Source organism: Mycobacterium sp. (genome assembly GCF_965277065.1).
Taxonomy (GTDB): Bacteria; Actinomycetota; Actinomycetes; order Mycobacteriales; family Mycobacteriaceae; genus Mycobacterium.
In genome coordinates, this window is record NZ_CBDIBT010000017.1 from 517,004 (window position 1) to 541,301 (window position 24,298).

Annotated in this window: 21 protein-coding genes; 8 read left to right on the forward strand and 13 right to left on the reverse strand. The window is 65.8% G+C overall.

All coding sequences use genetic code 11. From position 1 onward, the window contains the following. Positions 1 to 2: 2 nt before the first annotated feature. From dapA to ACQY5A_RS11030, 4 genes are all read right to left on the reverse strand, one after another. Positions 3 to 905, reverse strand: coding sequence for a 4-hydroxy-tetrahydrodipicolinate synthase (gene dapA, locus ACQY5A_RS11015; RefSeq protein WP_428340380.1), 903 nt, complete (start codon positions 903 to 905; stop codon positions 3 to 5). Between the two features lie 70 nt (positions 906 to 975). After that, a complete protein-coding gene (gene thyX / locus ACQY5A_RS11020; protein ID WP_428340485.1) occupies positions 976 to 1,743 on the reverse strand; it encodes an FAD-dependent thymidylate synthase in 768 nt (255 codons plus the stop codon). Between the two features lie 173 nt (positions 1,744 to 1,916). Further along, positions 1,917 to 2,969: a polyprenyl synthetase family protein gene (locus tag ACQY5A_RS11025; RefSeq protein WP_428340381.1), complete on the reverse strand. Its 1,053-nt coding sequence runs from the start codon at positions 2,967 to 2,969 to the stop codon at positions 1,917 to 1,919. After that, a complete protein-coding gene (locus ACQY5A_RS11030; protein ID WP_428340382.1) occupies positions 2,966 to 3,643 on the reverse strand; it encodes a hypothetical protein in 678 nt (225 codons plus the stop codon). The genes ACQY5A_RS11025 and ACQY5A_RS11030 overlap by 4 nt, the downstream gene beginning before the upstream one ends. Before the next feature lie 115 nt (positions 3,644 to 3,758). Here ACQY5A_RS11030 and ACQY5A_RS11035 point away from each other — a divergent pair, with 115 nt between their 5' ends. The 4 genes from ACQY5A_RS11035 to ACQY5A_RS11050 are packed head-to-tail and all read left to right on the forward strand — an operon-like array spanning position 3,759 to position 11,045. Next, complete coding sequence (locus ACQY5A_RS11035; RefSeq protein ID WP_428340383.1) at positions 3,759 to 5,261, forward strand: hypothetical protein; 1,503 nt, start codon at positions 3,759 to 3,761, stop codon at positions 5,259 to 5,261. Continuing rightward, positions 5,258 to 5,773 (forward strand): hypothetical protein, encoded by a 516-nt coding sequence (locus tag ACQY5A_RS11040; protein ID WP_428340384.1) that lies wholly within the window; start codon positions 5,258 to 5,260, stop codon positions 5,771 to 5,773. The genes ACQY5A_RS11035 and ACQY5A_RS11040 overlap by 4 nt, the downstream gene beginning before the upstream one ends. Beyond that, on the forward strand, positions 5,770 to 8,973 hold the full coding sequence (locus ACQY5A_RS11045) for an ATP-binding protein (RefSeq protein ID WP_428340385.1): 3,204 nt from the start codon (positions 5,770 to 5,772) through the stop codon (positions 8,971 to 8,973). The genes ACQY5A_RS11040 and ACQY5A_RS11045 overlap by 4 nt, the downstream gene beginning before the upstream one ends. Beyond that, a complete protein-coding gene (locus tag ACQY5A_RS11050; protein WP_428340386.1) occupies positions 8,970 to 11,045 on the forward strand; it encodes an FAD-dependent oxidoreductase in 2,076 nt (691 codons plus the stop codon). The genes ACQY5A_RS11045 and ACQY5A_RS11050 overlap by 4 nt, the downstream gene beginning before the upstream one ends. Here ACQY5A_RS11050 and ACQY5A_RS11055 read toward each other — a convergent pair. The 3 genes from ACQY5A_RS11055 to ACQY5A_RS11065 are packed head-to-tail and all read right to left on the reverse strand — an operon-like array spanning position 11,033 to position 13,526. Continuing rightward, the gene (locus ACQY5A_RS11055; protein ID WP_428340387.1) at positions 11,033 to 12,247 is read right to left on the reverse strand and encodes a winged helix-turn-helix domain-containing protein; all 1,215 of its coding nucleotides are present in this window, start codon (positions 12,245 to 12,247) and stop codon (positions 11,033 to 11,035) included. The two genes, ACQY5A_RS11050 and ACQY5A_RS11055, sit on opposite strands and share 13 nt — an antisense overlap. After that, positions 12,244 to 12,729, reverse strand: coding sequence for a dihydrofolate reductase (locus ACQY5A_RS11060; protein WP_428340388.1), 486 nt, complete (start codon positions 12,727 to 12,729; stop codon positions 12,244 to 12,246). Before ACQY5A_RS11060 ends, ACQY5A_RS11055 begins: the two co-directional genes overlap by 4 nt. Beyond that, a complete protein-coding gene (locus ACQY5A_RS11065; RefSeq protein WP_428340389.1) occupies positions 12,726 to 13,526 on the reverse strand; it encodes a thymidylate synthase in 801 nt (266 codons plus the stop codon). The genes ACQY5A_RS11060 and ACQY5A_RS11065 overlap by 4 nt, the downstream gene beginning before the upstream one ends. A gap of 115 nt (positions 13,527 to 13,641) precedes the next feature. Between ACQY5A_RS11065 and ACQY5A_RS11070 the strand changes: the two genes are divergently transcribed. The 4 genes from ACQY5A_RS11070 to ACQY5A_RS11085 all read left to right on the forward strand — a co-directional run bounded on the left by ACQY5A_RS11070 (position 13,642) and on the right by ACQY5A_RS11085 (position 16,200). Continuing rightward, positions 13,642 to 13,920 (forward strand): type II toxin-antitoxin system Phd/YefM family antitoxin, encoded by a 279-nt coding sequence (locus ACQY5A_RS11070; protein WP_428340390.1) that lies wholly within the window; start codon positions 13,642 to 13,644, stop codon positions 13,918 to 13,920. After that, a complete protein-coding gene (locus ACQY5A_RS11075; protein ID WP_428340391.1) occupies positions 13,917 to 14,318 on the forward strand; it encodes a type II toxin-antitoxin system VapC family toxin in 402 nt (133 codons plus the stop codon). The genes ACQY5A_RS11070 and ACQY5A_RS11075 overlap by 4 nt, the downstream gene beginning before the upstream one ends. Before the next feature lie 99 nt (positions 14,319 to 14,417). Beyond that, positions 14,418 to 15,152 carry a dienelactone hydrolase family protein gene (locus ACQY5A_RS11080; protein WP_428340392.1) on the forward strand — a complete coding sequence of 245 codons (735 nt, stop codon included), beginning with the start codon at positions 14,418 to 14,420 and terminating at the stop codon, positions 15,150 to 15,152. Between the two features lie 19 nt (positions 15,153 to 15,171). Continuing rightward, positions 15,172 to 16,200, forward strand: coding sequence for a TIGR03617 family F420-dependent LLM class oxidoreductase (locus ACQY5A_RS11085; protein ID WP_428340393.1), 1,029 nt, complete (start codon positions 15,172 to 15,174; stop codon positions 16,198 to 16,200). On the opposite strand, the gene ACQY5A_RS11090 is transcribed toward ACQY5A_RS11085, so the two are convergent. The 6 genes from ACQY5A_RS11090 to ACQY5A_RS11115 are packed head-to-tail and all read right to left on the reverse strand — an operon-like array spanning position 16,175 to position 24,294. Further along, positions 16,175 to 17,164 (reverse strand): aldo/keto reductase, encoded by a 990-nt coding sequence (locus ACQY5A_RS11090; RefSeq protein WP_428340394.1) that lies wholly within the window; start codon positions 17,162 to 17,164, stop codon positions 16,175 to 16,177. The genes ACQY5A_RS11085 and ACQY5A_RS11090 overlap by 26 nt on opposite strands. A 12-nt stretch (positions 17,165 to 17,176) precedes the next feature. Then, positions 17,177 to 18,274, reverse strand: coding sequence for an acyl-CoA dehydrogenase family protein (locus ACQY5A_RS11095; protein ID WP_428340395.1), 1,098 nt, complete (start codon positions 18,272 to 18,274; stop codon positions 17,177 to 17,179). Then, complete coding sequence (locus ACQY5A_RS11100; RefSeq protein ID WP_428340396.1) at positions 18,271 to 19,455, reverse strand: acyl-CoA dehydrogenase family protein; 1,185 nt, start codon at positions 19,453 to 19,455, stop codon at positions 18,271 to 18,273. The genes ACQY5A_RS11095 and ACQY5A_RS11100 overlap by 4 nt, the downstream gene beginning before the upstream one ends. After that, positions 19,452 to 20,213 (reverse strand): SDR family oxidoreductase, encoded by a 762-nt coding sequence (locus ACQY5A_RS11105; RefSeq protein WP_428340397.1) that lies wholly within the window; start codon positions 20,211 to 20,213, stop codon positions 19,452 to 19,454. Before ACQY5A_RS11105 ends, ACQY5A_RS11100 begins: the two co-directional genes overlap by 4 nt. Further along, positions 20,210 to 21,028: an SDR family oxidoreductase gene (locus ACQY5A_RS11110; protein WP_428340398.1), complete on the reverse strand. Its 819-nt coding sequence runs from the start codon at positions 21,026 to 21,028 to the stop codon at positions 20,210 to 20,212. The genes ACQY5A_RS11105 and ACQY5A_RS11110 overlap by 4 nt, the downstream gene beginning before the upstream one ends. Beyond that, entirely contained in the window at positions 21,025 to 24,294 is a 3,270-nt protein-coding gene (locus ACQY5A_RS11115; RefSeq protein ID WP_428340399.1) for a carboxyl transferase domain-containing protein, read from the reverse strand. The genes ACQY5A_RS11110 and ACQY5A_RS11115 overlap by 4 nt, the downstream gene beginning before the upstream one ends. Positions 24,295 to 24,298: the final 4 nt, after the last annotated feature.

The following is a 24,298-nucleotide window of genomic DNA, read 5'->3' on the forward strand; positions in this document are numbered from 1 at the left end:
GCTCACCTGAGCACCGAGGCTGCACGCATGTCGGCAGCCAGCGCATCGATTTGCTCGGCCGTCGCGGCCACCTGCGGCAACCGTGGGTCACCCACCTCGATGCCCTGCAGTCGCAATCCCGCTTTCGACATGGTCACGCCCCCGAGTCGGCTCATCGCGTTCGACAGTGGGGCGATCGCCACGTTGATCTTGCGGGCGGTGGCGTGATCTCCAGAAGCAAAGGCAGTCAACAAATCTCGAAGCTGGCCGGGCGCCAAATGCGAGATCACGCTGATGAATCCGGTGGCGCCCATCGCGAGCCACGGCAGGTTCAGCGCGTCGTCGCCGGAGTAATAGACCAGACCCGACTCGGCCATCAGTTGGGTGCCGGCGTGCAGATCGCCTTTGGCGTCTTTGACACCGACGATGTTCGGGTGTGCCGACAGCGCGCGCAACGTGTCGTATTCGATTGGTACCACCGAGCGCGGCGGAATGTCGTAGAGCAGAACCGGCAACGGCGTCGCGTCGGCCACCGCCGTGAAGTGCGCGAGCAACCCGGCCTGCGGTGGCCGCGAGTAGTAGGGCGTCACCACCAGAAGACCGTGCGCTCCCTCGGCGGCGCTTGCCCTCGCCAGGTGGACACTGTGGGCGGTGTCGTAGCTTCCCGCACCGGCGATGACGCGGGCCCGGTCGCCGACGGCCTCGAGAACGGCCCGCAGCAGGGCGAGCTTTTCGGCGTCGGTGGTGGTCGGCGATTCGCCGGTGGTTCCGGATATCACCAAACCGTCGCAACCGGCGTCGACCAGATGCGTCGCTAGTCGGGCCGCGGCCGGCAGGTCCAGGGAGCCGTCCGGGGTGAACGGCGTCACCATCGCGGTCAGCAGCGTGCCCAGGCGCGTGTAAACGTCGATTCCGCCGGTGCTCACGGACCCAAGGTTACCTGGCGGTACCAAACCCATTTGCCCCTGCAGCGCCCTTTGCTCAGGCCCTGAGTGCTCAGGCCTCGGTGGCCAGCGGACTTGTCGCCACCTCGGTGCCGTCGGCCAGCGCGGCGATCTCGAAGTCGTTGAATATCGCCGGTGCGACGCCCACCAGCAACCGCAGGCAAGCAATGGCCAGGCGCCGAATCTCGATATCGGCGTGTTCGCTGGCCCGCATTGCGACGAAGTGCCGCCACGCCCGGTAGTTGCCGGTGACCACGATGCGCGTCTCGGTGGCATTGGGCAATACGGCTCGCGCGGCCTGACGGGCCTGTTTGCGGCGCAGCACCGCATTGGGTTGATCCGCCGCGAATTTGGCTTCCAGTTTGTCCAGCAGATCGCGATAGGTGGCGCGGCTGGCGTCGGCGGCCTCGGCGAGGATGCGGCGCAGTTCCTCGTCGTCTTCGATACCTGGCGGCACGACGATCTGTGACTGGTGTTCCGGCACGTACCGCTGCGACAGCTGCGAGTAGGAGAAGTGACGGTGACGGATTAGCTCGTGACTGCACGACCGCGAGATGCCGGTGATGTAGAAGGAGACGCTCGCATGCTCGAGCACCGAAAAATGACCGACGTCGATGATGTGCCGCAGATAGCTGGCATTGGTCGCGGTTTTGGGGTTGGGCTTGGACCAGCTCTGGTAGCAGGCCCGACCGGCGAATTCGACGAGCGCCTCGCCGCCGTCGGCGTCGGTGTCCCATTGCACCTCGGGCGGGGCGATGAAGTCGGTCTTGGCGATCAGTTGCACGTGCAACGGCGCGGCGCGGTCTCGGCCACGGCGAATGAGGAGGAACCGGGCAACCCTAGCCCGGCGACGATGCAGAGCGCGCAGCGCGATGAGGAGGAACCGGGCAATCAGGCCTAGCCCGGCGACGATGCAGAGCGCGCAGCGCGATGAGGAGGAGCCGGGCAATCAGGCCTAGCTGTTGGCCCTAGCTATTGGCCCTCAGCTGTCCCTCAGCGCCAGCGCGCCCAGACGTACGGCACCAGCGCGCGCAGGAAATCCAGATCCGGCCCGGGCTCGGCATCGGCGAACGCTTCTTCGAAATACTCTTCGGCCACCAGCAGGATGCCCTCGGCGTATTCGCTGGTGTACTCGATGCTTCCGTAGTCGTCCATCAGCGCGCGGACGCGCCGCACCAGTTCGTCCGATCGCTCCGGTCGGCTGCGCACCAGATAGTCGCGGACCAATTTGCGGTCGCCGCCTTGCGCGTTGGAAAGCAAATGCACCAGCGGCAGCGTCCGCTTGCCCTCGTAGAGATCACCCAGAATTTCTTTGCCGTAGACCTGTTCGTCGCCCACCAGGTTCAGCAGATCGTCGCGGATCTGAAACGCGGCGCCGAAATGAAAGCCGAACCGCACCAGTGGTCCAAGGTTGGCGGTACCGCCCGAGCCGACGATGGCGCCGACCCGCAGCGGATGGATCGTCGTGTACCAGCACGTTTTGTGCATGATCAGATGCAAGTAATCGTCAGGCCGCAGATCTTCGACGTTGTCGAGCTGCCAACCGACCTCGGTGGCCTGCCCCTCGAGGGTGCGCATCGCCATGGTGTCGAACTCAGCCCAGACCAGGTCCGCAAGATTGCGGTCCAGGCGCCGGGTTGCCCGACGCAACACCTGGCCGGCGACCACCGCCAGTGCGTCGCCGGCGTTCAGGGCGGCAGCCATCCCGTGCGAGGCGGCCAAAGTTGGCCTGCCGCGCCGCATTTCGCTGCCGTCAGCGATGTCGTCGTGTACAAGAAATGCGTTGTGCAGCAATTCGATCGCGACGGCCAGACCCAACAGCTCGTTCGGCTCGGCCCCGAATGCGCGACCCGCCGACAGGCAGAGTGCCGGGCGCAACGCCTTGCCTGGCCGCGACGGATATTCGCGCATCGGCGCGTAGAGCCACTGACTGGGCTCCCCATCGGGCAACGCGTCGAGCATGGATCGGCGAACCAGCTTCGCGACCTCGCGCAGACGTTCATCGACGACACCCACCAGCGCGGCGCGGTCGGCGGTGCTGGTCATGTGGTGGGCAGCCGGACGGTGAGCGTCACGGGCAGCCACAGATCGGGGTTGCCACTGGCCAGCACGGTGCCCCGGTAGACCCCGGGCCGCACTTCCGCACCGACGTCGACCGTGACGACTACACCGCGACTGGATCGGGCCGGCATCGGCACCACCTCGGTGTCGATGCGTAGTGCGGCAGCGGGAATCACGCTGCCGTCGTGGCCGAGCAGATCACTGGCTTGCAGCCGCACGTCACCGCGGTCGTCGGATCCCCGGTTATGCAACCAGATTTCGCTGCTGGTCGATTCACCTATGGCCACATCAAAATTCACTCCGCGTGGGGTGCCGGGTCCACCGACATCCAGACTCACCGATTCGCCGCCGGTCTTTGCCGTCGCCGGCAGCGACTGGAGCAGGAACTGCCCGGCCATCGACCACCACGCCCGCGTCAGCCGCTCGAACTCGTGAACGCCATCCCCTGCCGCGCTGTGGCTACCCGGATCGGCGTCCGACTCCGGGGCATCGGCGTGGGGTTCGACGGCGCGAACGAACCGGTTGACGATGCGGCTGGCGGCCCGGAACCCCTCGGCCTGAATCGCGCTGAGGGCCCTCGCATTAGCGGCCGGGTCGAACACCGACGCCCAGGGCAGATCGTCGATGGTGCCGTCGTCGCTGAACCCCCGATCGGTCAACGATCCTCCCGCGCGGCCGGCCGTAGTGGGCAAACGTGAATTCCATATGAGTTAACGCTGTAAATCAACCCTTGCGACGGTATGGTAGCTGGGCAAACCGGTACCGGGAGGCCCAATGGCAACTCCTTCTCCAGCGACGCCTGCTCAAGCACTGCTCGCGCTCTATGGCGCGCTCGATCAAGCGGTGAGCACTGGCAACACCGACATCGAAGCCACCGTCGCGCGATATCTTCCCGGCAGCACCGGCGCCACCGCGGGCTGGTACGAACAACTCCTGGTGTTTCTCGGACACCGCGCCGGCCAATTCACCCACACGGCAAGCGTCCCCGATTTGGGCGATGCGTTGTCGGTCCTGAAGCAGCATGCAGCGGCGTCACAGCCGGCCCCGGCATCGCGGGCCGTCAGCAAGAAGACCGGCAAAACTCCCAAAAAAGAACCCGCTGCAACGGCGGGTTTTAGCGGAACCCGGCCCACTCCGCCCGAGCCAGACCGGCCGTTGTCTACTGTGCAAAAAGCACGCATGGTGTACGCGATCGCAATGCTCAGTCAGCTGCCGGGCTGGTATCTGCAAAACGTATTGGGCGCCTCGTGGGAACAACAGCTCGACGACGCACTCGACTTGGTCCGCGGCACCAATAGTGGCCTATTCGACCACCTCCGGCTCAATCTGAACTCTCGCGACGGATACCCGAAAGTCATCGAAATTGCCGGCGACCGGGGGCTGGTCGATCCCAAAGTGGCACTCGTGCCGCTGTGTCAGCCCAAGCTGATGATCGTGCGTAACCATCCCTCTCTTGTGATCACCACCGAATTCAGCAGCGACGACGTCTCGCTCGACGAGCTGAAAGATGTGATCGATCCGGCCAACTGGGCCAAGTGTCTATCGACTTTCTTCTGCGACATGCGCCCGAAACCGGACCGCGACGACGGCTGGGCCCGAGTGCTCGAGCAAGTCAGCACGACCTGCCCAATCCTGCCGACCCGTATGACAACCCCGCTGAAATACTGGAAGACCGAGGGGCTGGACGACACCACGCAGCTGCCCACGGCCTGCCTGGAGTACGCGCTCGACGAGCAGCCCGTTCACGACGCAGAAGGCGACGGGCTTATCGTCCTCGACGAGGGATTCATCAGAATGACGTCGACGGGCAGCGGCGTGCGAATACGCACGAGAAAGGTTGTCGGCTTTCGCAACTCGGCGATCACCCCGTGGGGTGTACTCGCCTGCGCGATGGGATACGGCGACCAGGGCATCGACATGATTCTCGATGGTGTGGAGAATCACGCCAGCAATTCGCAAGGCTGGACGCCTTGGAAGATGTCGACCTTGCCACCGGTGAAGGCTCCGAATCAACCCACAACCCCGCCGTCGCAAACACCCCCGGCGCCGGCACCGGATACGAGTCGTCGTGCCGTAGAACTGGCGGTCGAGATGGTCAACGAATGCGTCGACGACATGTCCGAGAAAACCGCAGCCGTCGCGGCAAAATGGGCGAGCGGTACGGTGCCGATCGCCGAGATGATCGAGCTGAACGCCGAATTCACGGCCCGGGTGATCACCGATCCCTGGCGTTATCTGGAGCGGCTGCGAAACCCGGCGCGGAAGGGTGGCACGTGACAATCGACCCGAAAACGCGCGCGTCGCAGTACACCGCAACCTCGCGTCGCCTCGTCGATAAGGCGGGCAAGATCGTGCTGGACGCCAACGCCGAGATCACCAATGGAACATTCAGTTTCGAGAAGTGGGCGAAATCGGCCAGCCAGTTGTTCGATCTCGCCCTGAACACCGGCCTCGAGATGATCCCGACCACGATTCCGTATCCCTGCATTCCGACCGGATCGGAGAGCTACGGGCTCTCCGACTGGATCGTTGTCGACGTCGACAACAGTTGCGAGAGAGCACTATCCGTAGCCGTGCCGTTCACTAGAGCCGGTGAGCCGTCATGCGTGATCCCGAGCGAGTATGTCGCCTTTTCCGTCGCGATCCTCCCCCGCGGTGAGAGCAGGTTCCGGGTGAAGGTCACCTGGCCCGAACTCCGCAGTGGGGCGTACGGCGGAAAGATCCGGTTGACCCAGATCGGGGTCGCCAAAGCGCATGCCGTCGAGGTAACCCGCACCATCGACCTGTGAGCACGACCGGCGAGCCTCGCGCGATCGACGAGTTGCTGGACCGCGCGGTGCGCGCACTCAACAGTGGGGATCGCGCCACCGCGAGCGCGCTGGCCCAGCAGGTGCTGGCCGTCGACAGCGGCAATCAGGACGCCGAGGACCTGCTTGCCACCCCAGCGGCTGGGACCGGCGAATTACGGCGGTTGACAATACTTTTCGCCGATATCGTCGACTCAACCGCGCTGTCTACCCGCATCGAGCCCGAAATATACCGCACAGTGATCGGGCGTTACCGCCAGCAGGTCAACGACATCGTGAACCGCTATGAGGGTCATGTCTTCTCCACCAAGGGCGACGGCCTGCTCGCGGTGTTCGGTCACCCAAAGGCCCACGAGAACGACGTGCGACGGGCGGTACAGGCCGGTCTGGATATCGCCCGGGAGGTAGCCCGGCTCAGCACGCAGGTGCGATCGCGATTCGACTTCGACATCTCGGTGCGGGCCGGAATCCATCGCGGCCTGGTGTATCTGGATGTCGCGCAAGACGATGTCTATGGCCTCGGCGCCAACCTGGCTTCCCGGGTATCAGGGCTGGCGCCACCGGGTGGCGTCGTCGTCTCCGGCGCGATCGCGCCATTGGCTCGGGCCTACTTCGAACTCGAAGCGAAGCCGGCGCAAACGGTCAAAGGAATCGACGAGCCCGTCGAGCATTCCCAAGTCCTCGGCGAACGCGTCAACTGGACTCGAATACCCCTCGGCCCCCTTGTCGGCCGTAGCGCGGAGTTAGATCATCTGCAAGCCAGTTGGGCTGAGGCGCAACGTGGCTCGCTGACCAAGCCGGGCGTTGGCTTCACCGGTGAGGCCGGTGTCGGGAAGAGTCGGCTGGCCACCGTGGCCGCCGACATCGCCGAGCAGTCGGGCCACCCGGTTCTCGCCCTGATCGGGTCGCCATTTCACAGCGACGTCGGCCTGTATCCGATTCGCGCACTCATCGAGCAACGGTGTGGGATCGAGCGGACCACCGAACAGGCCGACCGGTTGAGACTGCTGGACGAGCAGGTGCGCACCCACGGCTTCGATCCGGAATCCTCGGTCCCGCTGCTGGCGCTGGTGTTGGGTATCTCCGCCGACCACGGTTACGAACCGGTTCGTGCCGAGGGAGCCAAACTGTCGCGTTTGATCACCAAAGCGATCCAGCGCTATGTGATTGCCGTCGTCGGCGACAGCCCGGCCGTGATTTTAGCTGAGGACATGCACTGGTTCGATTCGTCGACCCTCGGCGTTGTCGAATCACTGCTCCGCGCGAGCACTGGGCGGGTACTCGTCATCCTCACCGCGCGCGAGCCCAACTCGTTGCCAAACATCCCTGAAATCAAGACCTTTGAATTGTCGCCGCTGACATCGACAGAGACCGATGAACTGATCACCGCGCTCGACCCCACGTTGTCGGCAGACGAGCGGGCCGACGTCCAGCATCGCTGCGACGGTGTGCCGCTCTACATCGAAGAGATCGTCACCAAGCTGCACGAGCAGCCTACCGACGGCGCACGTTGGGCACGCGTACCGGACGCGCTGTACGAGCCGCTGTTCGCCCGTCTTCGGGCCAGCGACGTCACTATTCAGGTCGTGGAGGCCGCAGCGACGATCGGCCGAGAATTCGACCGCGACACGCTGCGAAGCGTGCTGGACATGGCTGGAACGGACTTCGACGTCGCCATCCGCGATCTCGAGAACGCGCGTGTTTTCGAGCCGACGACGGTGGACAGCTGGCGATTTCGTCATCAGCTGTTGCGCGAGGTCGCGTACGAACTCCCGCCGCCGAGCGTCCAACGAATCCTCCATAGTCGGGTGGCCGATGCCCTTGTCGGCGACTCGGAGCATCCGGATTGGCACCTGGTCGCCCTGCACTATGAGCACGCGGAACGATTCGATGAGGCGGCAAATGCGCACCGACAGGCGGCGCATGACGCTCGGCGTCGCGGCGCGCTCGACGAATCCCGCGCCTGCCTGACCCGTGCCATCGCACAGATCGAACGCGCGGCGCCCGGGATTGCGCGGGACCGAAGGGAAGTCCGCCTCCGGCTTCGCCGCGGGTTCCTGGCGTCGGCTGCTGAAGGTACCGCGAGCCCGCAGGCGGCGATCGACTTCGAACGCTGCCTTGAGCTTGGCGGGACGGAACTGCGTGAATCGGAGCTCTTTGCGACCTTGACCGCGCTGTGGGCCTACTACCTGCCGCGCAGCGACCTCAGGCGCACGTTACGGCTATCGGAATCGATGCGAGAAAGGGCGTCGAGATACCAGAACTGGTTTCGCCCTGCGAATGACATCGCCTTCGGCATCGTCGCCTGGTACAGCGGGGATTTCACTGCGTCCCTGGCGTTACTCGAAGAAGCCACGGCAGCACTGGCCGCCGGGGGCATCCCCAATCTCGACACCGCATGGTTTGTACCCAACGAGCCGATCGTGTCGTCGCATACCCACCTGGCTCTCGCGCGGTGCGTTCACGGTGATTTCAAAGGCGCCGAGGAGCAGTTCAACGACGCTGTGCGTCAAGCGGTTCTGCTTGACTTCCCGCAAGGGCCATACAGTCATGCCTTTCAGCGCTGCTACGAGATTTGGGTGCGCACGGAGGCTGGCCAGCTCGATCGTGCCGCAACCCTCGCCAACGAACTCCACAGTGAAGCACGACGGCACGGCTTCGACTACTGGGTTGCAATGGCTACCGCTCAGCAGGCGACCGTCGCTGCGCTTGCGACGCTATCGGGCAGCGAAATTCCTCCAGGGGATTTGCAGAATCACATCGCGATCCTGACGTTCATCGTGCAGAGCTGGCGGGAAGCCGAGGCGACACTGTTTGTGACGTACTACGACGCGGTGCTTGCGCAATTGCTCGCCGCAGCAGGCAAGCGCGACGATGCCCGTGAGCGTCTCGACATCGCGTTGCAGTTGGGCGACGAGACCGGGGTGAATTTCTACCGCGCGGAGCTGTTGCGCCTGCGCGCCCGTATGACCGACGACCACGACACACGCGATGCGGACCTGCACGCCGCTATCGAGACGGCTCGTGCGCAGCAGGCGCCGATCTTCGAATTACGCTCCGCGATAGATGATTTTGAACTGCACGGTGAGCGCTCGAGGAACACGCTTTCTGATGCCATGAGTCGGTTTCCCGCCGCCAGCCAATGGCCGGACCTGGTCCGAGCGCGAGCACTGCTCGGGTGAGCCGGCCGGGAGGCAAGGTCGCCATCCTCGGTGGCGGCATGGCCGGATTGAGTGCGGCCTGGCGGCTCAGCGAGCCGGGTTGGCGCGATCGCTTCGATTCCATCACCGTCTATCAGCGTGGCTGGCGACTCGGCGGCAAGGGCGCATCCAGCCGCGGCCCGAACGGCCGCATCGAAGAGCACGGCTTACACATCTGGCTGGGATACTACGAGAACGCTTTCGGAATGCTGCGGGAGTGCTACGCCGAAATCGACCGCGCCACCAGCGATCCGAGCGCTCCCATCACAACCTGGGATCAGGCGTTGATACCTGGCGACAATCTCGGGTTGGCCGACCGGTTCGGCAACGACTGGCTGATGTGGCTGGGAACGTTCACCCGCAATGGCGGGCTTCCCGGCGAACCGGACGCCACCGGCCGCGAGATGACCGTGTTCGACTTCACCCGACGGGCCGTGCGATTGGTCCGCGACTTCGCCGAATCCCAGCGCAGCGCCGCACCTGTCGGACTGGAACTGTCCACCTCCGCCGACCCCTCGCCGGTGTCGGGTTGGATCGACGCGGTCCAGTGCGCGGCGATGGCCGCGCTCCTCGCACTCGCCGACCCCCAGGCTGTAAAGCCGACGTTCAACTCGCTGATCGACAACGCGGTCACCGCCACGCGAGAGGCGCTTGAGTACGAACGACGCCCGGACCACCGGCGATCGTGGCAGCTGCTGTCGATGATGGTCGCGGTGATCCGCGGAATACTCGCCGACAACCTGGTCACCGATCCGCGTGGGTTTCGCGCGATCAACGACGAGGACTACAACGCATGGCTGTTGCGCCACGGCGCGCATCCCGACGTCTTGGATTTCGCGTTGGTGCGCGGCCTCTACGACCTGGTCTTCGCCTACGAGGATGCCGACCCGCAGCGGCCGTCTTTCGGTGCGGGACAAGCCATCTTCCTGACCGCGTTGGCCCTGTTCCAATACAAGGGCGCGATCTTCTGGAAGATGACCGCCGGAATGGGCGACATCGTGGTCGCCCCGCTGTATCAGGCACTACGGCAGCGCGGCGTGGAATTCGAGTTCTTCCACCGCCTCGACGCCCTGCATCTCGATGACCGGCATCTAGCGGTTGAATCGATCACGATGGGCCGGCAGGTCCGCCTCGCCGAAGGCATCGACACCTACGATCCGTTGACCAAAGTGCTTGGTCTGCCGGCGTTTCCGAGCATCCCGTTGACCGAGCAACTGTCGGACGGCCAGATCCCCAGCGGAGGTTGGCATTCGCTGGAAACTCACTGGTCCGAGCGCGCCGACGCAGAGACGCGGGTGTTGCGCCGCGGCACCGATTTCGACCACGTCGTGCTCGCGGTGTCGGTGGGCATGCTGCCGATCGTGGCCGGCGAGCTGATCGAGGATCGGGTCGACTGGCAGGAGATGACGTCGCGGATTCGCACCGTCGCCACTCAGGCGTTCCAAATCTGGCTCCGCCCAGACGAACCCACGTTGGGCTGGAACGAGCCGGCGGTGACGATCAGCGCCTACCTTCGTCCCTTCGAGACCTGGGCATCGATGCCACAGACGCTGTGGAGCGAGGACTGGCCGGAGCATGATCGACCCGGCACCGTCGCCTACTTCTGCGGCACGATGCATGCGCCGTGGCCGACCAGCGAATCGGGTGCCGGCTATCTGGATCGGTATCAGCAGCAGGTGCGCGACCAGGCCGCCGATTACATCGACCGGAACCTGCGACCGTTCTTCCCCAACGCGGTCACCGAGCACGGATTCGACTGGCATCTCCTCAGTGGCGTCAACGGCAAACGGGGCCGCGCAGCGCTGGACACTCAGCACGTGAGCGTCAACGTCGATCCGTCGGACCGCTACGTGCAGTCGATTCCCGGCACCGAGCGCTATCGCCTGCGGCCCGACGAAAGCGGCTACGACAACCTGGTTCTGGCCGGCGACTGGACGGACTGCGCCATGAACGCGGGCTGCATCGAAGCGGCCGTGATGTCAGGGCTCATCGCGGCCAACGCACTGCTCGGCCGGCACCGCTTCCACCGCATCCGTGGGCTCTACCTGCCCTGAGCCCGCAGCGCGCCGGCCAGATCGCCCCGTCTGCCAACGGTCACGCGGGCCAGTCCCAACCACTGCGCCATGGTGTCCAGCTCGCGGGCCAACGCCTCGGCCACCCGCGATGGCGAGCGATCCGCCTCGACGAACGCACCCACCACATGCAATGCGTCCGCGGAGCGGTCGGCTTTGAGGTCAACGCGCGCCACCAACTCACCGTCGAGCAGAAACGGCCACACGTAGTAGCCGTATTGACGCTTCTCGGCCGGCGTATAGATCTCGATGCGGTAGTGAAACCCGAACAGCCGCTCCACCCGCGGCCGGAAAAAGATCAGCGGATCGAACGGGCACAGCAGCGCGATACCGCGGTCGCGGCGTGGAATCGTCTGTCCTGCAGGTAGATACGCCAATGCCGACCAGCCTTCGACCTCGGCCTGCTCCAGCTTACCGGCGGCGAGCAGCGCGGCGATCGCCGGCTTCGCCTGGCCCGCGGCCAGCCGGAAGTAGTCGCGGAGGTCGGCCTCGGTGGCTACCCCGAGCGCGGTGGCCGCGCGCAGGACGAGCTCACGCACCGCGTCGTGTTCAGCGACGCCGCGCGCCACGACCTCGGCCGGCAGCACCCGTTCGGCCAGGTCGTAATGCCGGGCGAAACCCACCCGGGTCGCGGTGGTCAGAGTGCCGGCGGCGAACAACGCCTCAGCCACCCACTTGGTGTCGCTTCGGCTCCCCCACCAATCGCCCCGCGGACCACGCGGCGTGGTGGCCAGACGCGCCTCGATCTGCCCGGCCGTACTCGGCCCGAGTTCCTCGACGGCGGCCACGATGTTGTCGGCGAGCTTCGGGTTGGCTTTGACGATGTGGGTGCCCCAGCGGCCGTGCCGGTATTGACCCATCCGCCAGCGCATCAGCGGCCAGTCGTCGACGGCCATCAGCGCGGCTTCGTGCGCCCAGTACTCGACCAGCAACCGGGGCGAGCGCGCGCTGTGTGCCCATGCCGCACGATCCAGTACGTCCCGGTCGTAGGGCCCGAGCCGGCTGAACACCGGCGCATAGTGGGCACGTACCGCGACCGACACCGAGTCCAGCTGCAGCACCTGGATCCGGGAGATCAGCCGGCGCAGATGCGCGCGGGTGACCGGTCCGCTCGGTTTCGCGTCCGCGAAGCCCTGCGCGGTCACGGCAATCCGCCGGGCCTGCGCAGCACTCAGCCGAATCATGCGCGGTGGTAGCTGTGAAACCGGTATCGCACGCCCGCGCGGCTGGTGTGCCACCCTCCCGGCGTGCCGACCCACTGCTCGTCGAGCACCGGGGCCACGGCATCGCCGTCATCGCGGGGCAGGTCGATATCGATCTCGGTGACCTCACAGCGACTGGCCTGCGGCAGCGCCAGCGTGTAGATCTGTTCGCCGCCGATCACCCAGGTGTCGGGATCGGTCAGCGCCGCATCGAGGCGGTGTACCACGGTCGCACCGTCAGCCATGAAGTCGATCTGGCGGGTCAGTACGACATTCCTGCGTCCCGGCAGCGGCCGGAATCTCGGGGGCAACGAATCCCAGGTCCGACGGCCCATCACCACGGTGTGACCGAGGGTGACCTCTTTGAAGCGGATCAGGTCCTCAGGGACCTGCCACGGGATATCGCCGTCTCGCCCGATCACTCCCGACGTCGACTGCGCCCAGATCAGGCCGAGTCCCGTCATACAGCGACGGGGGCTTTGATCGCGGGGTGCGGGTGATAATCCTCGACGACGACATCGTCGTAGGTGTAGTCAAAAATCGAGTCTCGCTGTGCCAGAACAAGTTTAGGATACGGGCGCGGATCACGAGTCAGCTGCTCGGTGACCTGCTCAACATGGTTGTCGTAGATGTGGCAGTCGCCGCCGGTCCAGACGAAATCGCCGACACCGAGGCCTGCCTGCGCAGCCATCATGTGAGTCAGCAGTGCGTAGCTCGCGATGTTGAACGGCACGCCGAGAAACAGGTCGGCGCTGCGCTGGTAGAGCTGGCAGCTGAGCCGGCCATCAGCCACGTAGAACTGGAACAACGCGTGACAGGGCGCCAACGCCATCTGCGGGATCTCGCCGACATTCCAGGCCGACACGATGATGCGTCGCGAGTCCGGGTCGGTCCGCAGCAGGTGCAGGGCCGCGCTGATCTGGTCGACGTGTTCGCCGGACGGCGTCGGCCAGGATCGCCACTGAACCCCGTATACCGGACCGAGATCGCCTGTGTCGCTGGCCCATTCATCCCAGATCGAGACACCGCGCTCGTGCAACCAGCTGACGTTGGAGTCGCCGCGCAAAAACCACAGCAACTCATAGACCACCGACTTCAGGTGTACTTTTTTGGTGGTGATCAGCGGGAAGCCGTCGGACAGGTCGAATCGCATCTGGTGTCCGAACAGGCTGCGGGTACCGGTGCCGGTGCGGTCGGCTTTGGGTGTGCCCTGCTCGAGTACCAGCCGCAGGAGGTCCTCGTACGGCGTGGGGATCGGCACGGTGTTCACATTAGCGGCGATCGCAAGCGCAGCGAAGCTGGGCGCGGCGGGTCGACGTCGTTAAATCACGTTCAGACCCCAGCGGCGTAGCACAGTATGTGCTACCTTGGTAGGCATGGAGGTCATCGGCGTCCGAGAACTACGACAGCACGCATCGCGATATCTCGCCCGGGTTGAAGCCGGCGAGGAACTCGGTGTCACCAACAACGGACGGCTCGTGGCTCGACTCGTCCCGGTGCAGGCTGCAGCACGGTCTCGTGAAGCACTGATTGATGCAGGTGCCCTGATTCCAGCGCGGCGCCCACGAAACTTTCTCACGGTCACCGCCGTGCCCGCCCGAGGCCGCAAGCGCAATCTGTCCGATGTTCTCAAAGAGATGCGCGCCGAGCAGTGATCTACATGGACACCTCAGCCCTGACGAAGCTACTCATCGCCGAGCCTGAGACACCCGAACTGCGATCATGGCTCACGGCGCACAGTGTCCAGGGCGAGTACCCGGCGACGAGCTCGCTCGGCCGGGTCGAATTGATGAGAGTCGTTGCCCGGTATGGGGAACCGGGCCAAGCGGAGCGTGCGCGTTACCTACTCGACGGGCTCGACATCCTGCCGCTGACCGAACCTGTGATCGCTCTGGCTGAAACCATCGGCCCGGCCACCCTGCGCTCTCTCGACGCGATCCATCTCGCGACCGCAGCCAATATCACGAGGGAACTGACCGCGTTCGTCACATACGACCACCGCTTGTTGGACGGCTGCCGCGAGGTCAGGCTCCCGACTGCATCCCCCGCGTAGACCGCTGAACGCGATCAAGGGGATCCTCATCGAGCGAAACAACTCATTTCCCAAGCGAACAACCAAACAAAAGAGATGAGTAGCAGTAGAACGGATGGCATGCCGAACATCACCGACACCGTCACCACTCCCGATGGCTCCGCCCCGGTCCGCCTGTTCACCCCCGAAGGACAGGGCCCCTGGCCAGGTGTGGTCATGTTTCCCGACGCCGGCGGAACCCGACAGACCTTCGTCGACATGGCCGCCAGGCTTGCCGACTTCGGTTACGCGGTCCTGCTGCCCGACGTCTATTACCGCCAGGGCGACTGGGAGCCGTTCGACATGAAGACCGCATTCAGCGACAACGCCGAGCGCAAACGCCTGATGTCGTTCATCGGCAGCATCAGCCCCGACAATTGGGCATCGGATGCAAACGCGTACTTCGACTACCTGGCGGCACGGCCCGAGGTCAGTGGGACAACATTCGGCACCACCGGCTACTGCATGGGCGGTCGCGCGTCATTCATCGTTGCCGGGCGTGTTCCGGACCGGGTTGCGGCCGCGGCGTCCTTCCACGGCGGCGGGCTGGTCACCGACGGCAGCGACAGCCCGCATCTGCGGGCCGATCAGATCCGGGCCGCGGTCTACGTGGGCGGCGCCGCGAACGACGCATCGTTCACCGCCGACCACGCCGAACAACTCGAGAAGGCGTTGACGGCGGCCGGCGTCGACCACACAATCGAAACCTATTCCGCCGCACACGGCTACGCCGTGCCGGACAATCCACCCTATGACGCAGACGCCGACGAGCGGCATTGGACCGCCACCCGCGAGTTCTTCGGGGCGAACCTCTGAGCACTGGCTAGCTCCAGCTATGCACGTCGATGCGATGACCGTCCCGCAGCCGCTCGGCCAGGTCGCCGGACTGGCCGAGCGAACGCAGGCCGCCGGCTTCTCCGGTCTGCTGTTCACCGAGACGGGCCGCACGGCGTATCTGAACGCCGCGGTGGCCTCGCAAGCCGCACCCGGCCTCGAGTTGTCGACCGGTGTCGCGGTGGCCTTTCCGCGCAGTCCGTTCGTGACCGCCGCCGCGGCGTGGGAACTGCAGGAGGCGTCCGGCGGTAACTTTCGGCTGGGCCTGGGCACCCAGGTACGCACTCACGTCGTCCGGCGTTACGGCGTGGATTTCGAGCGACCGGGCCCACGGCTGCGCGACTATCTGCTGGCGGTCAGGGCCTGCTTTTCAGCGTTTCGGTCCGGAAAGCTCGATCACCACGGCGAGTTCTACGACCTGGATTTCATCACCCCGCAATGGAGCCCGGGTCCGATCGACGCCCCTGACCCCAAAGTCGACGTCGCAGCGGTGAATCCGTGGATGCTGCGGATGGCCGGCGAAGTGGCCGACGGCGTGCACGTCCACCCGATCGGCGAGCCCGGTTACATCGCCCGCCACGTGATACCGCAAGTCGCTGAGGGAGCCCAGAAATCGGGGCGGTCCCCGTCGGACGTCGCGATCATCGTGCCGGTGATGACGATCGTCGGCGACACAGACGAAGAGCGCGACAAGCAGCGCGAAACGGTGCGCGCCAGCATGGCGTTCTATGGGAGCACGCCTAACTACGCGTTCATCTGGGACGAGGCCGGGTTCGAGGGCACGACCGCGCGGATCCGGGAACAGCAGAAGTCCGGCGACTTCGCCGGGATGGCGGCTCAGGTCAGCGATGACCATGTGGCCGCCTTCGCCACCGAATCGTCCTGGGACACGTTGGCCGACAAGCTGATCGACAAGTACGCCGGGACCGCGACGCGCTTGGTGTTGTACAACGCGGTGGGCGATCCGGAACGCTTCGAGCGATACGGCGAGGTGGCCCGCCGGGTCAGCGCCCGATCAGCCGCTGCATGAAGTCGGGGTAACGCGCGCCCTGCACCTCGATACCGGCTGACACGGAATCGATTTCGCTCAAGTCCTCAGCGCTCAACTGGACCTCGGCTGCCCCGAGATTCTCCTCGAGCCGCTGCAACCGCCGGGTGCCGGGGATCGGCGCGATCCAGGGTCGCTGAGCAAGCAACCAGGCCAGCGCGATCTGGCCGGCGGTCGCGCCCTTGCGGTCCGCGATCGCCTGGAGCAAATCGACGACGGCGCGATTGGCGCTGCGGTTGTCGGCAGCGAAACGCGGGATGCTGCTGCGGATGTCGGAGCTGTCGAATTGGGTGCTGTCGCTGATACTTCCGGTGAGAAATCCTTTGCCCAGGGGGCTGTAGGGCACGAAGCCGATACCGAGTTCGGACAGGGTCGACAGCACGCCGGTCTCCGGAGACTCCGGTTCGCGCCACCACAGCGAATATTCGCTTTGCAGCGCGGTGACAGGTTGTACGGCGTGCGCTTGGCGAATCGTCTGCGGTGACGCCTCCGACATCCCGAAGTGCCTCACCTTTCCGGTGTCGATCAGTTCCTTGACGGTTCCGGCGACGTCTTCGATGGGGACGTCGGGGTCGACGCGGTGCTGGTAGAGCAGGTCGATGGTCTCCACGCCGAGTCGGCGCAGCGAGTTCTCGGTGACTTCTCTGATGTGCTCGGGCCGGCTGTTCAGCCCGCTGATGTTGCCGTCGGCGGCGAAGGCGAACCCGAATTTTGTCGCGATCGTCACCTGCCCCGCGAATGGCGCGAGGGCCTCGCCGACTAGTTCCTCGTTGTCCCCGTACGCCTCCGCGGTGTCGAAGAACGTGACGCCGCGCTCGACCGCGCCACGGATCACCGCAATCATGTCGGCCTTGGGCCCCGACGGGCCGAAGCCCCGACTCATTCCCATGCAGCCCAACCCAATTGCCGAGACTTCGAGATTGCCACCCAGAATGCGTGTGTCCATGTGTTACTCCCCTTACGACGCCGGAAGACCCACCAGCCCGGCCAACCGGGCGCGGTGACGGTAGGTGGTGCCGAACGCCAACTGATCGCTCTTGGCCCGCTTCAGATACAGATGCGCCGGATATTCCCACGTCATGCCGAGGCCGCCGTGCAACTGCACGCACTCCTCGGCCGCGTGCACCGCTGTCCCGCTGCAATAGGCCTGCGCAACGGCGGCAGCGATCGTGGCGTCGGCGTCGTGGCGGGCACACGTGTCGGCGGCGTATCGGGCCGCTGCCGCAGCGGAATTCAACTCGACCCACAAATCCGCGAGGCGATGCTTGATGGCCTGGTAAGAGCCGATCGCCCGGCCGAATTGCTTGCGCTGCTTGGCATATGCCAGCGTGGTTTCAAAGCACCACTGAGCGACGCCCAGTTGCTCGGACGCGAGTAGCGCCGCACCGGTCTCCAGCGCGGCCGCCACTGCGGCATCGGCCGGCTCCGAACCGACCCGCGATGAGTCCGCACCCGAGAATTCCACGTTGGCAAGGGGTCTCGTCATGTCCAGGCTCAGGACCGGTGACACCTTCACTCCCGCTGCGTCGCGGCCGACGGTGTGCAACTCCAGCCCGTCGGTTCCCGCGACCGGAACCAGCAGCACGTCGGCCTCCCCGACCCCGATCACGCTGGTGACCCGGCCGGTCAGACCGTTGCCGCCGGCAGAGACGCCGGTGATCGTGTCACCGGGCGCGGTCGACAGCGGCAACGTCAGCGCAGCGGTGACCGAACCCGCCGCCAACCGCCGGATTGTGTCGGTGTCGCCGACCTGGCGCAGCGCGACCGTGGCCACCACGGCGCTGGACAGATACGGCACCGGCGCGACGGCGCGACCGATCTCCTCCATCACCACGGCTGCCTCGCGGGCCGATGCGCCCGCCCCGCCGAGCTCCTCGGGTATAAGCAGCCCGGCCATGCCCAGTTCGGCAGCCAGCGTGTGCCAGACACCCGAAAAATTCTGCGGCGCAGCGTCATACACCGATGTTATTGCCTCGGGTGGACACCGATCGGCGAACAGCCGTCGCACACTGTCGCGTACCGCGTCCTCGGTGTCGGAGTACAGCAGATCGCTCATTTGTTCAGGTCCTTATACGCGACGTCCTTGTCGACCCGGTGCTCCGGCGGCAGACCGAGAATGCGTTCGGCGATGGTGTTGCGCAGTATCTCTGACGTGCCGCCCTCGATCGAGTTGCCTTTGGCCCTCAGATATCGGTATCCGGGATCGCGGCCGACGAAATCGACCGAATCCGGTCGCCGCATCGTCCAATCGTCGTACTGCAAGCCCTCTTCCGGATGCAATTCGATCTCGAACCCCGAAACCGCTTGGGCCAGCCGGGCGAACGCCACCTTCATCCCCGCGCCTTCGGGTCCGGGCTGTCCGACGGCCATGCGCTGACGCATTCGCAGACCGGTCAGACGGACGACTTCGGCCTCCACCCACAGCTTCATCAGCTCGTCGTGCATCGCGGCATTGCGCAGCGTGGGTTGCGTGCGCCACGCCTCGGTCACCTTGCCGATGATCCCGCTTTCCCGTGTGCCGCCGGCCATCGAGCCGATGGCGACCCGCTCGTTGTTCAGCGTGGTGGTGGCGACCTTCCAGCCGCCGCCCTCGGCGCCCAGCCGGTTGGCGTCGGGCACGCGTACGTCAGTCAGGAACACCTCGTTGAATTCGGCTTCGCCGGTGATCTGCCGCAGCGGTCGTACGTCGACGCCGGGGTCGGTCATGTCGAGGACGAAGTAGGTCAGGCCTTGGTGTTTGGGCACGGTCGGATCGGTTCTGGCGACCAGGATCGCCCGCTGCGCGTTCTGTGCGCTGGACGTCCATACCTTCTGCCCGTTGACGATCCAGCTCTCACCGTCACGAACCGCGCGGGTAGCCACGCCGGCCAGATCGGACCCCGCCCCCGGCTCGCTGAACAACTGGCAGTAGATGTGTTCGCCAGTGAACAACGGCCGCAAAAAGTCGCGCCGCTGCTGATCGCTGCCGAAGGCCGCGATGGTCGGCGCGGCCATACCCATCCCGATGCCGTTGCGGGCGCCCCCACCGCCCGGGGGCGCACCCGCCGCGGTCAGCTCGTCCTCGACCTGCGCCTGGAAATTGCGCGACAGGTCCAGCCCGCCGGAGCCGACGGGAAAGTGCACCCAGGCCAGTCCGGCGTCGAACCGCGCCGCGAGGAATTCGTGCGGGTCGCTATGCGCCGGGTTGTGCTCGTCGAGCAGAGCTCGCAACCGCGTGCGCAGATCCTCGGCGCTCACCGGAAGCCCGCCGGATCGCCGAGCAGCCGGCCGCCGTCGAGCACCAACGTCTCACCGGTGATCCAGCTCGACTCATTAGAGACCAGGAACGCCACCGCCGCTGCCACGTCGGGCGGCTCGCCGATGCGTCCCAGCGCGGTTCCCGCAGCCACCAGGTCTTCATGCTCCTTCCAGAGCGCTTCGGCGAGCTTGGTCCGAACCACACCCGGGGCGATCGCGTTGACCCGGACCCGTGGTGAAAGTTCCAGTGCCAGTTGCTTGGTGATGTGGATCAGCGCGGCCTTGGTCGCGTTGTACATGCCCATGTTCGGCGCCTGATGCATGCCGCCGATCGAGGCCGTGTTGACCACCGCGCCGCCGTGTTCGCGCATCCAGGCTTTGGCGGCCAGCGATGTCCACAACAGCGGCGCCCAGAGGTTGACGTCGAAAGTCTTGGCGAAGCGCGCGTGGTCCTGTTCGATCAGCGGGCCGTAGGCCGGGTTGGTGCCGGCGTTGTTGATCAGGATGTCGATGCTGCCGAAACGTTCGAGGGTCACATCGACGCAGTGCCGGGCGGCGTCCTCGTCGACCGCGTGTGCGGCAATGCCAATTGTGTTGCCGCCGACCTGCTCCGCGGCGACATCAGCGCTCTCTTGCTTGCGTGAGGTCAGCACGATGTTCGCACCGCCTTGGGCCAGCCGTTGAGCGATGGCCAAGCCGATCCCCCGGGAGCCTCCGGTGATGATCGCGGTGCGGCCGTCAAAATTCGTTGCAGTCATAGCGCCTCCATCAGGCTGTGTTGGTAACGACGCATGCCGCGCAGCCAGCGGTCATAGTCGGCGCCCTTGTGCCGGTACATGTCCAGCACGGCTGGGTGCGGGAGGATCAAGAAGCGTTCCTCGTCGACCGCGGCAAGCACGATCTCTGCGACGTCGGCCGGCTCGATCACGTTGCCGGCGGAGGTGACGGCGCGGGTCGCGAGCCGGGCCAACGGATCTTCGGATTCCCCAGGCGAATACAGCAGTTTGGTGTTGACACCCATCGGGCACAGGCAGCTGACCCGCACGCCCTGATCGCCGAACGTGATGTTCAGCCATTCGGCGAAGCCGACCGCGGCGTGTTTGGTCACCGAGTACGTGGCCGATCCGAGTTGGGTGAGCAACCCGGCCGCCGAGGCGGTGCTGACAAAGTAACCCTCACCGCGTTCGACCCAGGCCGGCACCAGCAGCTGCGCGGCGCGAATATGCGCCTTCAGGTTCACGTCGATGGACTTGTCCCACTCGTCTTCGGTGACCTCCAACCCGGACACCCCGGTGATGCCCGCATTCGCGAAATACAGGTCGACAGGTCCGAATTCGTTGTCCGCCAACCCGATCAACTGTTGTATATGTGCGGTGTCGGAGACGTCGCCCCCGGACGCGACGGCCACCCCCGGCCGCTCGGCGTTGATGGTGTCCGCCACCGCCTGCGCGGCATCACCATCTAAGTCGGCCACGACGATCCGGGCATCCAGGTGCGCCAGCTTCGCGGCCAGCGCGGCTCCGATACCGTTGCCGCCACCAGTAACGATGGCGACCTTGTCGGCAACTTTCACAAGCGGCCCCCTTCTTGGTTGATGTGGGCTTCTCTGCACAGCAGCCGGATGATCCAGCCCCGGGTGTCTGCCGGGTCGATCACGTCGTCGAGCTCGAATGTGGTGGCCGAGGTGAGCGCCTTGCCGTGCTGATAGGCGGCCTCGACCAGCTTGTCGAACAGGTTCTGGCGTTCGTTCGGGTCGTCGAGGGAAGCGAGTTCCTTGCTGAACCCCAACCGAACCGCGCCCTCGAGACCCATGCCGCCGATCTCCCCGGTCGGCCAGGCAACGGTGAATTCCGGTGCGTGAAAAGAGCCGCCGGCCATCGCCATCGCGCCGAGCCCATAGCCCTTGCGCAGGATGACCATGCCGAACGGCACGGTCATCCGCGCACCGACGATGAACAACTTGCTGAATCGCCGAACCGCGGCCGCGACTTCGGCGTCTGGGCCGACCATGAAGCCGGGCGTATCGCACAGCGAAATGACCGGCAGCCCCGCCGATTCGCAGAGCGTCAGGAAGTCGGCCAGCTTGTCGGAGGCATCGGCATCGATCGCGCCACCGGGGTGATGACTGCTGTTGGCCAGCAAGCCGAAGGGCGCACCTTCGACGCGAACCAGCGCGGTGACCACGCCGACCCCGTAGTCCGCCCGTAACTCCAGAACGGATCCGACGTCGACGATCGACTCGATCGCGTGGTGGACGTCGTAGGCCCGTAATCGGTTCTCCGGCACCACATGCCGCGCCCGCCGTGGATCGGGCGCCTCCCAGTCACTCTGTCTGCCTTGGAAATACGACAGGTACTGCTTGGCCAAAGACACGGCGTGCGCCTCGTCGCGGGCAGCCAACCCGACGACACCGTTGCGTCGCTGCACATCGATGGGGCCGATGTCTTCGGGACGGTACCGCCCGAGGCCGCCTCCCTCGATCATCGCCGGACCGCCCATGCCGATGTTGGCGTCCGGCGTCGCGATGATCACGTCGCAGGTGCCGGCCAGCGCTGCATTACCGGCGAAGCAGCGGCCGGACACGATCGATATCAGCGGCACCTGGCCGCTGAGCGCGCCGAGCGACCGGAACGTCGGCACGTCCAGCCCGGCAACGCTCGCGACGTCGGTGTCGCCGGGCCGGCCGCCGCCGCCCTCGGCGAACAGCACAACCGGCAGCCGTCGCCGGGCGGCGAGGTCGAAGACCCGATCGGTTTTGGCGTGGTTGCGCATGCCCTGCGTTCCCGCGAGCACGGTGTAGTCGTACGACAGCACGACCACCTCGCCGCCGCCGATCCTGGCCACCCCGGTGATCAGGCCGTCGGCCGGGGTGTTGGTGATCAGGTCCTCTTCCGAGCGCCGGCTGCGTTGCGCGGCCACCGCCAGCGCGCCGTATTCCACGAAACTCCCCGTGTCGACCAGGTCGTCGATGTTCTGCCGCGCGGTGCGCCGATTCTGGTTGTGCCGCTTGGTGATCGCTGCCGGCCGGCCCTCGTCCAGGGTGAGCAGGTGCCGGCGCCGGACCTCGTCGAGGTCAGCTCGATCCCGGTCGAGGTCGAGCACCCGGTCAGTGTCGGCGGCTCCCACGCTGTCGCCGGTGCGGGTGAATACGACCAGCGGGTCACCAGTTCCGATGACTTGACCGGGCGTCACCAAGTTCCGGATCGTGCGCACCGCGTCGGGTGCGGTCAGCACGTGCTGCATCTTCATTGCTTCAAGGACCGCCAACTGCTCGCCCGCGGCGAACTCCTCCCCTTCGGCGGCGACCTCGATCACGGTGCCGGCGAGCTGAGCGCGCAGCACCTCCTCACCCGGATACAGCTCGGGGGTTGTCAGCCGCGCCTCGTGGTGCTGTGACTGCGCGGCACCGACGAATGCGGACAGGTTCTCGTCGACGAAGCTCGTGGTGACCGGGTCTGCCTGAGTGAGGCTGTGCGACAGGATCTCCCGGAGAAATCCGATATTGGTGCGAATGCCCTCGATGCCGAACTCGTCCAGCGCGGTCTGCGCTTTGCGCACCGCCCCGGAGTACGAGGATCCACGCACCCGGGTGATCACCTTCGCCAGCAACGAGTCATACCGTGGGCTTGGCGTCAGCCCCGCCCGGCCGAAGGTGTCCACCCGCACTCCGGGTCCGCTTGGCGGCGAGAACGCCGTCAGGGTGCCCGCCGTCGGAATCACCGACCCGTCGGCGTCCATCGTTTCCATGTTGACCCGCGTCTGGATCGCGATCCCGCGCACCGCGGCCAGCGCGCCGACCACCTCGCCGCCTTCGGCCGTCACGCCGGCCGGCAACCTCAGCTGATGAAACGGTGCGCCCTGCGCGATGCGCAACTGTACGGCCACCAGGTCGACGCCGGTGACCTCTTCGGTCACCGTGTGCTCCACCTGGATACGCGGGTTGACTTCGAGGAAGACGAACCGTTCACCGGCCACCAGAAACTCGACCGTGGCGACGCCGCGGTACTTGGCCTGTGCGCACAGTCGAGCCGCGGCCCGGTGCAGATCACGGCGAAGCGTCGGTGAAATAGCCTGTGCCGGAGCGATTTCGATCAGCTTCTGATGGCGCCGCTGGATGCTGCAATCGCGGTCGCCCAGCGCAAGTGCGCGACCCGGCATGGCGACGATCTGTACCTCGATATGACGCGCGCCGGCCAGGTGCGCCTCAGCGAACAACGCCGGATTTCCGAATCCCAGTTCCGCTTCGGCGGCAGACTGCCGATAGGCATCGCCGATCCGCTCGGGGTCGTCGACGATTCGCATACCGCGACCACCGCCGCCGGACAGCGCCTTGATCACGATCGGGCCGCCCTGGGCGGTCGCAAAGGCGCGAATCTCGTCGACGCTGCTCGGCCCGTCGGTGCCGGGCAGCACGGGGACGCCCGCGGCCGTCGCCGCCCGTCGTGCCAATGCCTTATTGCCGAACAGGTCGAGCGAGGCAGCGTCCGGTCCGATGAAAGTGAACCCGGCGCTCGCGCATGCCCTGGCGAACCCGGGTTGTTCGCTGAGGAACCCGTAGCCGGGATGGATCAACTCTGCGCCGGAGTCCTTGGCCGCCGACAGGATCGCCGCGTGGTCGAGGTATGCGGCCGGGCCGGCGCCTGGCAGAGCGATCGCTTCGTCGGCTGCGTGCACGTGCGGGCTGTCGGCATCGTCCTCGGCGTAGACGGCGACCGTGTCGAGCTCCAACTCGGTTGCCGTACGGATGATTCGGAGCGCGATCTCACCGCGGTTAGCGATCAGCAGGCGCGTCACGTCTGGTCCTTCTCGAGGTCGACCCGGGCGGAGTTCAGCATCCATCCCG